Origin of the sequence: Shewanella benthica KT99 (assembly GCF_000172075.1) — a bacterium.
In the GTDB taxonomy this organism is placed as follows: Bacteria; Pseudomonadota; Gammaproteobacteria; order Enterobacterales; family Shewanellaceae; genus Shewanella; species Shewanella benthica_A.
Genome location: NZ_ABIC01000001.1, coordinates 165,965 through 180,903, shown reverse-complemented (window position 1 = coordinate 180,903; position 14,939 = coordinate 165,965). Strand labels below are relative to the sequence as shown.

At 49.4% G+C, this 14,939-nt stretch carries 13 protein-coding genes, 1 tRNA gene and 1 riboswitch; of the genes, 5 read left to right on the top strand and 9 right to left on the bottom strand.

The genetic code is table 11. From position 1 onward, the window contains the following. The first annotated feature begins 7 nt into the window (after positions 1 to 7). The 4 genes from KT99_RS00735 (at position 8) to KT99_RS00720 (ending at position 4,924) form a co-directional block, all read left to right on the top strand. Positions 8 to 1,015 carry an efflux RND transporter periplasmic adaptor subunit gene (locus tag KT99_RS00735; protein WP_040571447.1) on the top strand — a complete coding sequence of 336 codons (1,008 nt, stop codon included), beginning with the start codon at positions 8 to 10 and terminating at the stop codon, positions 1,013 to 1,015. Between the two features lie 15 nt (positions 1,016 to 1,030). Continuing rightward, positions 1,031 to 4,261, top strand: coding sequence for an efflux RND transporter permease subunit (locus KT99_RS00730; RefSeq protein ID WP_005495946.1), 3,231 nt, complete (start codon positions 1,031 to 1,033; stop codon positions 4,259 to 4,261). A 63-nt stretch (positions 4,262 to 4,324) separates the two neighbouring features. After that, complete coding sequence (locus tag KT99_RS00725) at positions 4,325 to 4,540, top strand: YgaP family membrane protein (protein ID WP_040571420.1); 216 nt, start codon at positions 4,325 to 4,327, stop codon at positions 4,538 to 4,540. Between the two features lie 36 nt (positions 4,541 to 4,576). Next, on the top strand, positions 4,577 to 4,924 hold the full coding sequence (locus KT99_RS00720) for a rhodanese-like domain-containing protein (protein WP_005495943.1): 348 nt from the start codon (positions 4,577 to 4,579) through the stop codon (positions 4,922 to 4,924). Between the two features lie 10 nt (positions 4,925 to 4,934). Here the strand turns inward: KT99_RS00720 and KT99_RS00715 are convergent, their stop codons facing one another. Further along, on the bottom strand, positions 4,935 to 5,318 hold the full coding sequence (locus KT99_RS00715; protein ID WP_005495941.1) for an MAPEG family protein: 384 nt from the start codon (positions 5,316 to 5,318) through the stop codon (positions 4,935 to 4,937). Positions 5,319 to 5,497: 179 nt separating this feature from the next. Continuing rightward, positions 5,498 to 6,322, bottom strand: a complete 825-nt coding sequence (locus KT99_RS00710) for a cobalamin-binding protein (protein ID WP_040571419.1) — start codon at positions 6,320 to 6,322, stop codon at positions 5,498 to 5,500. A 164-nt stretch (positions 6,323 to 6,486) separates the two neighbouring features. Between KT99_RS00710 and KT99_RS00705 the strand changes: the two genes are divergently transcribed. Then, positions 6,487 to 6,573 (top strand) — tRNA-Leu (locus KT99_RS00705). Positions 6,574 to 7,070: 497 nt separating this feature from the next. Here the strand turns inward: KT99_RS00705 and cobO are convergent. From cobO to KT99_RS00670, 7 genes are all read right to left on the bottom strand, one after another. Then, a complete protein-coding gene (cobO, locus tag KT99_RS00700; RefSeq protein WP_005495935.1) occupies positions 7,071 to 7,724 on the bottom strand; it encodes a cob(I)yrinic acid a,c-diamide adenosyltransferase in 654 nt (217 codons plus the stop codon). A gap of 208 nt (positions 7,725 to 7,932) precedes the next feature. Further along, on the bottom strand, positions 7,933 to 9,558 hold the full coding sequence (locus KT99_RS00695; RefSeq protein WP_050774293.1) for a cobyric acid synthase: 1,626 nt from the start codon (positions 9,556 to 9,558) through the stop codon (positions 7,933 to 7,935). A 280-nt stretch (positions 9,559 to 9,838) separates the two neighbouring features. Next, positions 9,839 to 10,393, bottom strand: a complete 555-nt coding sequence (gene cobU, locus KT99_RS00690; protein ID WP_005495932.1) for a bifunctional adenosylcobinamide kinase/adenosylcobinamide-phosphate guanylyltransferase — start codon at positions 10,391 to 10,393, stop codon at positions 9,839 to 9,841. Between the two features lie 79 nt (positions 10,394 to 10,472). Further along, on the bottom strand, positions 10,473 to 11,306 hold the full coding sequence (cobS, locus tag KT99_RS00685; RefSeq protein ID WP_005495929.1) for an adenosylcobinamide-GDP ribazoletransferase: 834 nt from the start codon (positions 11,304 to 11,306) through the stop codon (positions 10,473 to 10,475). 10 nt (positions 11,307 to 11,316) lie between these two features. Beyond that, positions 11,317 to 12,363: a nicotinate-nucleotide--dimethylbenzimidazole phosphoribosyltransferase gene (cobT, locus tag KT99_RS00680; RefSeq protein WP_040571418.1), complete on the bottom strand. Its 1,047-nt coding sequence runs from the start codon at positions 12,361 to 12,363 to the stop codon at positions 11,317 to 11,319. Between the two features lie 53 nt (positions 12,364 to 12,416). After that, positions 12,417 to 13,481 carry a FecCD family ABC transporter permease gene (locus KT99_RS00675; RefSeq protein WP_050774292.1) on the bottom strand — a complete coding sequence of 355 codons (1,065 nt, stop codon included), beginning with the start codon at positions 13,479 to 13,481 and terminating at the stop codon, positions 12,417 to 12,419. Between the two features lie 52 nt (positions 13,482 to 13,533). Continuing rightward, positions 13,534 to 14,436 (bottom strand): ABC transporter ATP-binding protein, encoded by a 903-nt coding sequence (locus tag KT99_RS00670; protein ID WP_005495918.1) that lies wholly within the window; start codon positions 14,434 to 14,436, stop codon positions 13,534 to 13,536. Positions 14,437 to 14,467: 31 nt separating this feature from the next. Next, positions 14,468 to 14,703: riboswitch (cobalamin riboswitch) on the bottom strand. Between the last annotated feature and the right edge of the window lie 236 nt (positions 14,704 to 14,939).

The following is a 14,939-nucleotide window of genomic DNA, read 5'->3' as shown; positions in this document are numbered from 1 at the left end:
GCTTCCCCTGCTCTTCCTGGGCGTCAGTGCCCCGGTCCTAGCCGCAATATCTGGATCAGAATCCATAGAGACGATTCGGGTATCCAATACAGAACAAACCAAGTGGATCGAACTCGATGCCACACTGGAGGCGGTGAAGGCAGCGACAGTATCGGCACAAACCTCGGGGCGAATACTCAGGCTCAACTATGATGTGAACGATATTGTGTCTAAGGGCACTCCTTTACTCGAAATCACCAGCAAGGAACAGGGGGCTGAGCTTGCCAGCGCCGAAGCCGGACTAGCCATAGCAGTGGCATTGAACACAGAGGCGCAGCAGACGAAGAATCGTTATGCAGCACTGTTCCCCCAAGGCGCCATCTCTCAAGGCATGATGGATGAGGCCATTGCCCGGGCAACATCCGCCGAGCAAGAAGTCTCGGCAGCCAAAGCCAATATCATACGTGCCAATGAATCACTCACCTATACCACGGTTGCCGCGCCCTTCTCAGGCATAGTCACCCAGAGACATGTGGAGCTAGGGGAAACCGTCAGTCCGGGTCAACCTCTGCTGTCGGGTTTCTCACTGAACCAGATGCGCGCCATCACTCATGTGCCGCAAAGATATATAGATGCGTTAAAACGTCAGCCTAAGTTTAACATCAGCCTCAAAGATGGTCGTGAGTACAGCTCAGATGAGCTCACCATCTTCTCCTTCGCCGATCCCCTCAGTCATAGCTATCAGGTGCGCATCGCACTTCCCGAGAACGAGCCGAACCTGATGCCGGGGATGTGGGCCAAAGCCAGGTTCAGTTCCGGGGTCATTAAACGTATCACGGTCCCCAAGTCGGCACTGATCGAGCGTGGCGAGCTGAGCGCCGTGTATCGCAGACTGGGACAAGGTTTCGTGCTTAATCAGGTACGCATCGGCACATCCGCTAAGCACCGAGTAGAGATCCTATCCGGTCTGGATGATGGTGATATTATCGCCCTGGACGCCTATCGGGTGTTACTCGAACAACAAGCCAGCAAATAAGGGGAGCGCAACAGGATGAGCAGTTCACACATTCCATCTGAGCCGGGTTCCTCGAAAAATCTCGGTATATCCGGCAAGATAGCCGCTGCATTTCAGCTTAACGCCATCACACCTCTACTGGCCATACTCGGCCTGTTATTGGGACTGTTCGCCATACTCGTCACCCCAAAGGAGGAGGAGCCTCAGATAGACGTCACCTTTGCCGATGTCTATATTCCCTTTCCCGGCGCCACACCGGCAGAAGTAGAGAGTCTGATCACCCTGCCGGCAGAGCAAGTTATTTCTCAGATCAAAGGCATAGACACTCTCTACTCCTTTTCACAACCCGATGGCGCCTTGATCATCGCCATCTTCGACGTGGGAATACCCAAGAACGAGGCCATAGTAAAACTCTACAATCAGATCTACTCCAACCTGGATAAGCTTCCTTCGGGCACCAAGCCCATGATCAAACCCAGAGGGATAGATGATGTGCCTATCGTGAGCTTAACCTTGTGGTCGAAAGACACTCAGGTGTCGGCGGAAGATCTGACTCATGTGGCCCACAGACTGGAAACCGAGCTCAAGCGCATTCCCGGCACTCGCGAGATATATACACTGGGTTCCCATGAACTGGTGCTCAATGTGCGTATCGATCCGGTAAAAATGAACTACTACGGCCTGAGCTTCGATGCCATAGAACAGGCCTTATCGAGCAATAATCAAATATCCATGCAAGCCTCTCTGGTTCAGGGGAATCAGGAGATTAAAGTGCAGGCGGGCCAATTTCTACGTAGCTTAGACGATGTGAAACAGCTGGTCGTCTCTGTCTATAAAAACAATTCCGCTCAGAGTGTTCCCGTGTATCTGGCCGATATCGCCGAGCTGTCACTCAAGGCCGATATCCCCAGCAAGAGCGCCTGGCATGGCGACAAGTCAGGTATATACCCAGCGGTCACTATCGCCATAGGTAAGCAGGTGGGCGAGAATGCCGTCGATGTCGCCGAGCAGATCCTCCAGCGAGTCGATAAGGTGAAGAATATTCTGCTGCCGGACAATGTCGAGATCACAGTAACGCGCAACTATGGTGAGACCGCCGGAGACAAGGCCAATACCTTAATATTCAAGTTAATATTTGCCACCGCCGCCGTGGTTATCTTAGTGCTGCTGACCATGGGCGCCCGCGAGGCTATGGTGGTCGGCGCAGCCATCATCATCACCTTAGCCATCACCTTGTTCGCCTCCTGGGCCTGGGGCTTCACGCTCAATCGTATCTCACTGTTCGCGCTAATTTTCTCCATCGGCATCCTGGTAGATGACGCCATAGTCGTGGTGGAGAATATTCATCGTCATATGGCCATGGGCAAGAAAAGCCTGACTGAGCTTATCCCAGAGGCCGTCGATGAGGTGGGAAGCCCCACCATATTGGCGACCTTCACCGTTATCGCCGCCCTGCTGCCGATGGCCTTCGTCTCCGGCCTTATGGGCCCCTATATGGCGCCTATCCCCATCAATGCCAGCATGGGCATGTTGATTTCCCTGGCCATCGCCTTCACCGTCACCCCTTGGCTCAGTCGTAAACTCCTGCAACATAAACGCACGACTGCTGACGGACAGGGCAATGGCAATCAAGAAAGCACTGGCCTTATGTTCAGGTTATTCACCCGCCTTATCGGCCCCTTCGTGTTGGGCAAGGGAGCGAGGAAGGCCAGATTCGGACTCGCGGCAGGCATCTTTGTTCTAATAGGCGTCGCGGTCGCTCTGCCTATTAACCAGTTGGTGATCCTTAAGATGTTGCCTCTGGATAATAAGTCTGAGTTTCAGGTGATGGTCGATATGCCCGAAGGCACGCCAGTCGAGCAGACCCAACGTGTGTTGCAGGACTTGGGGCGCTATCTGGCCACAGTAGATGAAGTCGATAACTATCAGCTCTATGCTGGCACGAATGCGCCGATGAACTTCAATGGACTGGTTAGACATTACTTCCTCAGGGAGAGTCAGGAGCTGGGCGATATTCAGGTCAACCTGCTGGACAAAAAACACCGAGAGCGTGATAGCCACACTATCGCTCAGTCGGTGCGCGGGCCTCTGCAAGAGATTGGCAAGCGCTACCATGCCAACATCAAGGTGGTTGAAGTGCCGCCCGGGCCACCGGTATGGTCACCCATAGTGGCCGAAGTTTATGGCCCCAGTGAGGCGATTCGAGAACGGGCCGCTAATGAACTGCTTACCTTGTTTAAACAGACGGATGGCGTCGTCGATATCGATATATTCCTGCCGGCCGCGCAGCAGAAGTGGCAGGTGAAGATCGACAGAAGCCGAGCCAGCATCCTAGGCGTCCCCTATCAAAATATTGTCGACCTGATCGCCACCTCCGTTGGCGGCAGAGACATGAGCTACCTGCATGATGAAAAGCAGAAAAAACCTGTGCCGATCCGCTTGCAACTGAAAGAGTCAGCCAAGGTGGATCTCGATCAGGTTCTCAATCTCAAGCTAACGGGAACCGATGGCATCCGCATCCCGGTGTCAGAGTTGGTCACAATCCACAAGGGAGTCATAGACGCGCCCATCGTCCACAAGAATATGATCCCCATGATCATGGTGGTCGCCGACATGGCCGGAGACAATGATAGCCCCCTTTACGGCATGTTCGACATGGCCGCTCAGATAGATGCAGAAGACGGTCTGGGATTCGAGCAACACTATATCAAGCAACCCACGGGACTCGATTCCGTAGCGGTACTCTGGGATGGCGAATGGAAGATAACCTATGAGACCTTCCGCGACATGGGGATCGCCTATGCCGTAGGCATGATAGCCATCTACCTGTTAGTGGTGGGCCAGTTCAGATCTTACACTGTGCCTTTGATCATCATGGCCCCCATACCTCTCACTATCATAGGCGTCATGCCGGGACACGCCCTGCTAGGGGCTAATTTTACCGCCCCATCCATGATCGGCATGATCGCGCTGGCCGGGATCATAGTCAGAAACTCGATCCTGTTAGTGGACTTCATCAATAAAGAGACTGCCGCCGGCGTGCCTTTCGAACAAGCGGTGATCCACTCGGGTGCGGTGCGAGCCAAACCCATCATGCTCACGGCCCTGGCAGCCATGATTGGTGGCCTGTTTATCATAGATGACCCGATCTTTAATGGCCTGGCCATCAGTTTAATATTCGGCATCATGATCTCCACCCTGTTAACTCTGGTGGTGATCCCAGTGCTCTACTATGCCGTGATGAAGAATAAATTCGTTAAACCATGAAACTCAAAATAGGAGTGGCTATTCCCCTGACACAGAGGCTAGCACTCCGCTACTGGAGATATTATGACAATTGAACGCACAATTATGGCCTTTGCAGGCATGATGGTTTTGCTCTCATTAGCACTAACCACTTGGGTGAGCCCACACTTTATCTGGTTCACCGTCTTTGTCGGTGCTAACCTATTTCAGAGTGCCTTTACCGGTTTCTGCCCCGTTGCTATTGCGATGAAAAAACTGGGTATGAAAACTGAAGCCCAGCGCGCCTTGGCTAAGCCTTAATCCAGTTAAACCATAGCAAACAGAAGAGGAAAATCTATGTTGAGATCCATAGCCGACATCATGGCCGAAGTGAAAGCCCCATTGAATACCATCACGGCGCAACAAGCCGCCTTAATGTGCCAGAGTAAAAATGGCGTATTAATCGATGTGCGTGAGACATCCGAGCGTGCCCAACACGCCGTCGAGTGTGCAGTACATATTCCCCGTGGCGTATTAGAGATGAAGATGCTCAGCCTCTATCCTGACGAGAAACTTGCCATCTTCATTCATTGTGGCTCGGGGTTCAGAGCATGTCTGGCTGCGGAGCAGTTACTGAGACTTGGATATGAGAATGTGTGGGCGATCACCTGTAAGCAGGATGCCGTCTTCGCCGCCAATAGTTAGCGGCGCATGATTAAAACGCCTGGAAGAAGATGCCGAAGGAACAGAACACGGCCACAAACCAGGCCAGAGAACGTAAGGTCCCCTTATCGATAAGGTAGAGTAGCTGATAAGCGACACGTGCCATCACATGCACTATAGCCAAAGTCACCACAGTGTCATTAACATTGTCTGTAGCAATCACGGTCACCACAGCCAAGCCAAAGATAAGCAAGGACTCGAAAGCATTTTGATGCCCCGCCACCGCGCGAGCACCGAAGCCTGTTAGCTTGGCCTGTTGCGCTCTTGGATGGGCGTTATCGTAGCCACCCGCCTTAGCCATGGCCCAGGCCACAGGTCCTTTAGTCAGGTAAGGCAACAACATGGCAATAAACAAACAAATAAGTAAAGTAGTCATAGGGGACAAAGTCCTTTTTTAGTTTTAAGTTTTAAGTTTTAAGTTTTAAGTTCAAGATTGGAGCAAAGAATGTTGTAAGCTATAAGTACAAAGCTGCTCACAGTACTAATTCAAGACTAAGCTAAAAGCAGGTACAAAGATGCTCTTACTTACGGCTTAAAACTTACAACTTTAAGTTGCTATCTCGCCTTATCCAACGCATCGCACAGGGCTTGCACACCTTGAAGTGCCCGCGGCGCCGCTCTGTGTAACAGATCGGCATTGAGCTGATAAATATGCTGATTGTTAACCGCTGGGATCTCCTGCCACTCACTCCAGTCGACGCCTAAGACATTGCCTTCATCCTGACTCTGCAGAATAACCTCCGGCATCTTCAACAGTACGCTCTCCAGGCTCACCTGAGGATAATCATTGGCAGCATCGAGATAGACGTTTTCCCCATGACAGACAGCTATGATCTGTTGGATCCAGCTATTCTTAGCCACTGTCATCAAGGGAGTAGACCAGAGCTGATAGAAGACTTTCACCTCAGGCTTGGCCAGATTATCTTTTCGCAGAGCCTCGAGCCCGGCAAGGTAATCATCGGCGACCTTGTTTGCCTCGACTTGATGACCGGTTAATTTTCCCAGCTCCTTCAGCTCCTCAGCAACGGCTTCCAGGGTCTTAGGATCACTGTTATACACATTAAATCCAAGATCCTTCAAACGCTGCAGATCCTCTGCCTTATTGCCACTGCCCCAGACCACCACTAGGTCAGGTTCCAGCTCGATAACTCTCTCTATCTGTATGCCGTGATAGCCACCGATTCTAGGGATATCCAGGGCCGATTTGGGAAAGTCAGCATAGTCTGTGGTCGCGAGTATCGAGCCTCCGGCGCCAATCGCATACAACATCTCCACCGAGTGTGGCGATAGCGCAATGATTCGTTTAGCGGGCGCCGCCATGGATGAAAATACCGGCAGACAAACAGCCAGTAATAAGACGATTCTATTGATAGTTTTCATTACCTTCTCTTTTAAAAAATATCCAAAGCAATTTCAGCCAATGACAGAGCAAGATCTATTACTCTGAGATTGATTGACAACAATAACATAGAGCAGTACTATCAGCCTTGCAAGCAGTTGAAAAATAGGTGGATTAATGAACTATTTTCTTGGCTCGCAGCAATGCAGATGTGGTGGAATTGGTAGACACGCTAGCTTCAGGTGCTAGTGCCCGTAAGGGCGTGAGAGTTCGAGTCTCTCCATCTGTACCAAACTTATCTTAATATCCAAATACTTATCCCGTTTCACTCTAAAACTTATCCAAAAAATCGCCCTAGATTTATCTAAGCAATCCCCAAGATCTTCTGTAAGACTCCGAAATAATTATTTCCCATAAAACTCATGAACAGTTCATTAAACAACCACCCCCTGAGCATACGCGCTCTCTGCTCTATATTAGAGCTGCTGAAGGCTGCTAATTAGAGACGCTGAAGGCTCTTTATTAGATAAGCTGAAGGCTCTATGTGATTAGCTGAACTCTTTGTAACTGCAATAGGGTAAGAAAGCGCAGACAATAACGCCACAGAAGCTAGCAGGCAGAAATGTAATTTCAAACTGATTGGGATGAGGGCTAAGCCGTCGAGCCCCAGCCTTCATAAAGAGCCAGCCCATGAGCATACGCACTTTCTACCCCAAAGCCGCCGAAGGCTCTATGTGATTGGGTAGGAAAACAAAGACAATGCAGTCATCATTTCAAGCAGGCAGAAATTTAGTAGTCGAAGCCAACTTGGGCTTTAATTCCATTATCAAACGCATGCTTAATGGATTGCACCTCGCTCACAGTATCCGCCAGCTCGATGATCGCCCTGTGACACGCCCTTCCGGTAATGATCACATGCTGCATTGGCGGACGATTCTTCAATGCCTCTATGACTCTGTCGACCTCGAGATAGTGATAGCTCACCATATAGGTCAACTCATCGAGCATAAGACATTCTACAGTCTCATCTTTAAGCAATGCTTCGGCTGCAGCCCAGGTGATCTCGGCTGCTTGAATATCCTTTTCTTTATCTTGGGTTTCCCAGGTAAAGCCGGTGCCCATCACATGAAATTCGACCCCAGCGCCTTCGAGTAAGGTACGCTCGCCGCATTCCCTATTGCCCTTGATAAACTGCACTACCGCAGATTTTTTCCCGTGGCCGACACTGCGCGCAATCGTGCCAAACCCCGAGGTAGACTTGCCTTTACCATTGCCTGTTAGCACTAAGAGAATACCCTTCTCTTCTTGAGCCGCGGCAATCTTGGCATCGACAGTCTCTTTGACTTTTTGCTGTCTCTGCTTATGACGCTGGGCTTTTTTCTGTTCCTGGCTCATCTGTTTTTCTTCATCCGTTGAGTTCATGTTTTGGTTATTATCTGTCATTGTATTCTCGTATGTTTAATAAGTTATAAGCTCAGGATAAAGCTAAGAAAGTTGTAAGCTATAAGTTCAATCAGGAGCTAAAAAGCGCTAAGCTTTAAGCGCTTATCTTACCGCTAAAAACTTACAGCTTATGACTCGTAACACGCAGCTAAAGCAGCTCCTATCGAGTAGCAAATAGCCCTAATATTTAGATTTTCATTGCTAGGTTCTAATTCCTAATCCCTAGGATCTGCTCTAATTTTTCCATATCTAAATCTTTCTCTAACTGATCGGCAAATCGATTCAACTGCTGATCACGAATGGCATCTATGTCGACGGGATCGGCATCCGACATACCGGCCCACTTCAGTAATATCGCGCAGGCATCCGCTGAGTCGAACAGGCCGTGTAAGTATGTCCCCAACACTTGGCCATCTTCTGAGAGCAAACCGTCACTGAACGAGCCTGCAGCAGACTCATCCTCAACTCTTGAATCCATCGGCGATAAGCTCAGGGGCTGAAGTTGACCTTCGGCTTGAGTTTTGAGTAACAGGGATTGGCCACAATGGATCTCATAGCCTTTCACCTCGGCCTGCTCACCGAGTAACGAGAGCTTACCTGTCACTTGGCGTAGGACTTTCTTGGGCTTTAGCTCAGTGACCAGAGACAATAGCGCCAATCCTTCGCTCTCACCGGGCTCGCCTTCGACGCCGCTAGGGTCATCGATAAGTAGGCCAAGCATCTGATAGCCGCCACAAATCCCCAGCAGCTTGCCGCCGTATCTCAAATGCTTCTTGATGCCTATGTCCCAACCTTGCTGCCGTAGGAATTCTAAATCGGCGCGGACATTTTTACTGCCGGGTAATATGATGAGATCCGCTGGTGGTAACACACCAAACTCAGATTGACTTTCGGCTTGAGTCTGCAGGGATACATAGTTAAATTCAACATGGGGGTTTAGCCGCAGAGGGTCGAAATCGGTGTGGTTACTGATCCGCGGGAAGACGAGTACTAAGACCTTGAGCCTGGTCTGAGTCGATTTATTCGGTGCAGGTGTTAGTGCATCCTCGGCGTCCAGATGCAGATCGTGCAGATAGGGCAGCACACCCAAAACAGGCTTATTGGTGTACGCTTCTAGCCAATCTAACCCCGATTGCAGCAGGGCTATATCGCCGCGAAAACGGTTGATAACGAAGCCTTTGACTCTGGCCTGCTCTGACTCAGACAATAATGCTAAGGTGCCCACCAGATGGGCGAATACGCCACCTTTATCGATATCGGCAATGATGATCACCGGACAATCTACCGCTTCGGCGAACCCCATGTTGGCGATATCACCTTGGCGCAGGTTGATCTCAGCCGGACTGCCCGCCCCTTCTACCATCACCAGCTCATAGGCATGGGTTAAACGCGAAAACGAATCCAACACGACAGACATGGCTTTGACCCGATAACCGGGCAGGTATTCATCTCCACTTCCATCAGCCTGACCTCGATGCAGGCCGAAGAAGGTCTTAGCCTCCATGTGGTCCAGTGCATGGCCCTGAACTATCACCTGGGCACCAGTATCTGAGCTAGGTTTAAGCAAGATGGGATTAAAATCTGTGTGCAGAGGTAAACCACAGGCCACTGCCTGTAGTGCCTGGGCACGGCCAATCTCTCCACCATCGGCCGTTACCGCACTGTTGAGTGCCATATTCTGTGGTTTAAACGGGGCCACGTGCCAGCCCTTGCGGGCAAATAAGCGACACAGGCCAGCGACTAAGGTGCTCTTACCTGCATCGGAAGTCGTTCCCTGCACCATAAGCACACGGGCTGAGCCCATCTTTGGATCGATCGTGTTATTAGTGTTCATCTTGTTCTTATTAAGTATGAAGCCACAGGCTTTAAGGTTTTTAGAAAAAATACTGAGAGGCATAAAGGATACAAGCCTTCTTAATCTCTAACCTTGTTTGCTTTATTTTAATCTACTGGCTAACAGATTGGATTCCGGCCACAAGCATGCCGGAATGGCGAATGGCGAGAGCTTTCACGCCTACTCTTAAAACATATCGCTTTATTGCACATCCTTGAGCCTGCAATCTTTCTCTTAAAGCTTATAGCTTTCATAGCACTTACTTAAGCTTTCTTAGCATTTATCCTTTCAATCTCATGGGTAAACCCGCTGTCACTTTAGTCACTGTATCAGCAATAGCCGCTATATCCTGATGCAGCCAACCCGCCTCATCGACGAAGCGGCGATTAATCTCACCCAGGGGCACAATGCCGCAGCCAACTTCATTGCTGACCAGATAGATCTCACCGGGTAATTCGGTTAATGCCGAGAGTAAAGCTTGTTTTTCGTCGTTCCACTTACGATCGCAATCGGTGAATACAGTAGGAGAGTCTTCGAGCATCAAATGATTGGTTAACCAGAGTGTCAGGCAGTCGACCACGAGTACCCTATTTTCCCTGGCATATTCACTCAGGGTTTCCACCAGATTCAACGGAGTCTCGACGTTTATCCAGTCCAGACTATCAGCCTCTCGGTCAGCTATATGACGAGTAATTCTGTCATTCATCTCGTCATCTAAGGCCTGAGCCGTCGCAATATAGACGCACTGATAACCATTTTTGCTAAGTGCCTTTGCCGCATTGGTGGCATAACCCGTCTTACCGCTGCGGGCCCCACCGAGTACCAGATGTATCATGCTATACCTCCTAAGATGCTCTTCGCTCTCATAATAGATCTTAAACAGCTAGCTAACACATCACCGAAAGCCACTTCTATCATGCAAGGCTAGCTAACAAGAGCATATAGAATACCAGCTCAGAGACTTGCTGTGCTGCTCCTAAAGTGTCGCCGGTATAACCACCTATCTGTCTGCGAAAAACAATCACCAATAACCAGCGAACTAGGAATAAACTGACTACTATCAGTATGGCTGACCCCAGACCACTAAGCCATAAAGCCAGAACACCCGTGAGCAGCAAAATAGCAAGTTCATTGCTGGTTTGGCTTTCGGCCAATGGCTTACTCTTACTGCCCTTTTCTTTACTTTCACCGGCACTATCACTAACACCCTCACTAACACTAGTAGCGCTAGCATAAGCATCACTGACATAAGTGTCGGTAAAGATAATACTCGCGGCCAACACCCGGCTGAGGCAGTGACCCAAAATCAGCGCAACAATGACAAGTTCAGGATCATATAGCGCCAGTTCTAACAACAACATGTACTTTAATATCATAGACAACAACAGAGTTACCGCGCCATAGGTACCGATGCGAGAGTCTTTCATTATTTTCAGTTTATCGGCAACCGTCCAACCGCCACCAAAACCATCGGCGGTATCGGCCAAACCATCTTCATGAAGGGCCCCTGTCACTGCCACACCCGCGATCATGGCCAATATTATGCTGATAGATGTGGGCAGAACAAACAGGCTGATCTCATAGACCAGAGCCGAGATCGCACCGACGAGTATCCCAACCAAACCAAAATACCTGTTGGCCTTATTGAGATTATCGGCATCAATTTTAACCCAAGCCGGCATAGGGATACGGGTAAAGAAGCCCATAGCGATAAAAAACAGCGTCAGTTCTCTGCGTAATACGTCCATAAATAATCCTTTAAATCTCTATTCCTGCATCGCTGAAGCTGGCCATCTCATTGTAGAAACCCGCTGCGGCCTGGATTATAGGTAACGCCAATGCTGCACCGGTTCCTTCACCCAACCTCATGCTTAATGTCAATAAAGGCCTGGCCTGAAGGTACTCCATCATCAAGCAGTGCCCCCGCTCATCGGATTGATGGCCGAAAATCATATAGTCACGCACATTTTCATTGATCTGCACCGCAACCATAGCAGCAGCTGTAGCGATGAAGCCATCGACCACGACTAACATTTTTCTTTCCGCGGCGGCTAACATAGCGCCTGTCATCTGCACTATCTCAAAGCCACCTAAACAAGCCAGAATATTCATCGGGCTGGTCAATTCAGGCTGATGAAGATGCAGGGCTTGCTCGACCAGGAGCTGCTTTCTCTTCAGAGTCGCAGCATCTATACCCGTGCCGCGACCGACACATTCGGACCCCTTTATATTCATGATGCTGGCCATGATTGCCGCCGCCGATGAGGTATTGCCTATCCCCATCTCACCTAAGGCGATTAAATTTGTCCCTTGCTGGTGATGATATTCGATTCGATTACGTGCCATCTCGAAGCCTTGTTTAACCGCACCTAAGGTCATCGCAGCCTGCTGGTGTATTGGCTTTGTTCCCGCACCTAATCTCTGTTCGATAATACCTTCGACACCTTCGAGTGGTTGCAGAATTCCGCAATCGATAACTTCTAACTCGAAGCCAACTTGGCGACAGAATACATTGATTGCGGCGCCACCTTTGATGAAGTTCATCACCATCTGAGTCGTCACATCGCTGGGCGCTATCGACACCCCTGATGCTGCTATGCCGTGATCAGCGGCAAATATCAGCAGTTTAGGCTTGATAATTTCAGGCTTATCCTTGCCTAGCACTCGCGCCAGTTGCATGGCAAGATTTTCCAGCTCACCCAGAGCACCTAATGGTTTGGTCTTATTGTCGATCTTATGCTGAATCTCTTCATCGAACTCATGACTCACCGGACTAATATCAAACATTATCGACACCCTGTTTATTTTCGTGATTTATTATTTTATAAAAGTAAAAGCAGCTCCTACATGGAGAGTTATTACTTCCTACGACTAAGAATTCCTAAAAAGAAGATGCTGCCTATCACAGCTGTGATTATGCCTACGGGCAATTCTTGATAGCTCAGCATGGTCCGCGCTAAGACATCGATCCACACCATAAACAGTCCACCGACTAAGGCCGTGGTGATGAGTGGAAACTGACCGGGAAACAAGATTCTCACGGTATGAGGCACCATTAAGCCGATAAAACCTATACCGCCACAATTGGCAACCAGAATCGCGGTGATGATGGAGCAGAGCAGCAACATCTGCAACCGCAATCGACTCACGTTTATGCCTAATGTATGGGCCGTTTCATCACCGGCTCTCATGGCCATTATCTGCCTCTTAAACAGTAAGATGATACCTGTACAGCCAGTGACAATAATAACAGGCGCGATCAATCCGCTCCAGCTGGCTTTCGAGAAGCTTCCCATACTCCAAAACAGCACAGATGCAGCCGCCTGAGGGTCGGAGAAATAGAGTAACAAGCTGGTAAGCGCACCGAACATAAATGATATCGCCACACCTGAGAGCAACATCCGCTCTATCTGGCTACTCATATGCCGGCCACACAGAGCCAGCACCATAGCAACCGACAAACCGGCCCCCATAAAGGCACCTAAGGGTAATGTCATCCAGCTAAACTGTTCGAACAGATTTGAACTAGCAAAAAGTCCAGAGCCGGTAAAAAGTGTCAACACAATCACAGCACCGAAAGATGCTCCGGAAGAGATACCGAATAGATAAGGATCTGCCAATGGATTACGCGTCACAGTTTGCAGCACACTACCTGCGATAGAGAGACCCGCTCCGGCAATAAATGCCAATATGACTCGAGGGAACCTCAGTTCCATCACTATGCGCTGGGTGATGCTAGCAACGTCGCCAATCCCGAACGTCTTATGCAAGACCACATCTAAGGTGTCCATAAATGTGATATTTGCGGCGCCAAAACTCGCGGCAAACATCAGACTCAGCAGAGATAACAAGCTCAGGGAGAATAATATCCACTTATGAGCAAACAGTTCATGCTTTACCAAGTCGACTTCGCCAGTTTTCATTGCAATTGAATCAGTTTCCGCCATTCCAACTCCAGCGGTGAGCTTAATACTGCTAGTCATGGCCGGTGCCCTCGAGAGAGACAGGGCCACTTTTATTAACCAGCCCCTTGTCATGCCCCCGCTTGTAAGCCTGCTTATAGCCCGTCTCATAACCATAGAAGTAACAGATCTGTGGATTGCCATGTTGAGGATGAGACGTGACATGGGAACAGACACCGAAGACCTCGCCTATGGCCTGCTCTGTGAGCACCTCTTTAGGTGAACCGTAGCGAATACACTTGCCCTCTTCCAGCAGAAGTAACTTGTCACACATTGCGCTAGCGAGATTGAGATCGTGAATAGAGGTGATCACAGTGATCCCGATTGAGCGCAGCAGCTCCATGATCTGGATCTGATAACGGATATCTAAATGATTGGTCGGCTCATCGAGAATGAGCAGTTTAGGTTGCTGCACTATGGCTCGAGCGATCAAGGCTCTTTGCTTTTCACCGCCGGAGAGATGCTCATAACTCTGCTTAGCCTTATGGGTTAAGCCCACTTTTCCCAGCGCATCGGATATCAACACCCGATCGGCAGAATTAGTGAATTCGAACGGGCCCTTATGGGGGGTCAAACCGATAGCCACCAGCTGCGCCGTGGTTAACTCGAAGTGCTGAGGGGTGTCTTGCAGCACTACCGCCACCTCTCTGGCGAAGGCTTTAGAGGAGAGATGAGTTATCTCTTGGCCAAATAGCTGTATTTGGCCGCTGTCAGGCTTGATATATCGATAGATACAACGAAGCAAAGTCGACTTTCCCGCACCATTAGGTCCGATAATGCCGAGCATCTCACCACGTCTTATGGAGAAGCTTACCTGCGACAGAATTGAGCGTGACTCGACCTGCCAGCTAAGATCGCGCACATCCAAGGCGAGTTCAGGTGTGCTCTGTGACCTTGAGTCTGAAACTAATGACATCTATGACTCCCCCGAGTTACCCGCTCGAGTATTATCGCGACAAAATGAGGCCGGTATCCTGACTGGTGATTAAAAACAAGATCCTAGTTCCTAGGTCCTAGATTCTAGGAACGTCTTTAAAAATCACTCACAGTTGCGGGCACAATTTGGGCTTTCGCTAAGCTAATAACTAATGCAGCTAATGCTAAGAGCTGTCGTCCCAATTCCCTTTTAAGTTTGAGTTTGAGTTAGCAATAAAATGGGCACACTTGATTAAGTGGCCAGATTAGCTCTCAACACCTCATTTTTCGAACTTGAAACATTCCTCTTAGAAGCTAAAAGGAATGAAGGAAAATTTACATAACAAGTTCTAATGGGCGCTATTATGCCGAATTTACCCGCCTTAGCAAATTGTACCTGTGAAGTTAATACCATTCCGAGTAAGTATCAGATCATTCAGCGGGAGTTCAAAGCACTGTAGGCAAGGTCTATATATTGCTCCTCGGTAACAGCTCCTGCGTTAC

Bases quoted from the DNA above. Each gene is read 5' to 3' on its own strand.
- cobS (WP_005495929.1), bottom strand. From the start codon at position 11,306: ATGGACGTATTACGCAGAGAACTGACGCTGTTTTTTATCGCTATGGGC.
- KT99_RS00710 (WP_040571419.1), bottom strand. From the start codon at position 6,322: ATGAAAACTATCAATAGAATCGTCTTATTACTGGCTGTTTGTCTGCCG.
- KT99_RS00730 (WP_005495946.1), top strand. From the start codon at position 1,031: ATGAGCAGTTCACACATTCCATCTGAGCCGGGTTCCTCGAAAAATCTC.
- KT99_RS00725 (WP_040571420.1), top strand. From the start codon at position 4,325: ATGACAATTGAACGCACAATTATGGCCTTTGCAGGCATGATGGTTTTG.
- KT99_RS00720 (WP_005495943.1), top strand. From the start codon at position 4,577: ATGTTGAGATCCATAGCCGACATCATGGCCGAAGTGAAAGCCCCATTG.
- cobU (WP_005495932.1), bottom strand. From the start codon at position 10,393: ATGATACATCTGGTACTCGGTGGGGCCCGCAGCGGTAAGACGGGTTAT.
- KT99_RS00715 (WP_005495941.1), bottom strand. From the start codon at position 5,318: ATGACTACTTTACTTATTTGTTTGTTTATTGCCATGTTGTTGCCTTAC.
- KT99_RS00675 (WP_050774292.1), bottom strand. From the start codon at position 13,481: ATGAAAACTGGCGAAGTCGACTTGGTAAAGCATGAACTGTTTGCTCAT.
- KT99_RS00695 (WP_050774293.1), bottom strand. From the start codon at position 9,558: ATGAACACTAATAACACGATCGATCCAAAGATGGGCTCAGCCCGTGTG.
- cobO (WP_005495935.1), bottom strand. From the start codon at position 7,724: ATGACAGATAATAACCAAAACATGAACTCAACGGATGAAGAAAAACAG.
- KT99_RS00670 (WP_005495918.1), bottom strand. From the start codon at position 14,436: ATGTCATTAGTTTCAGACTCAAGGTCACAGAGCACACCTGAACTCGCC.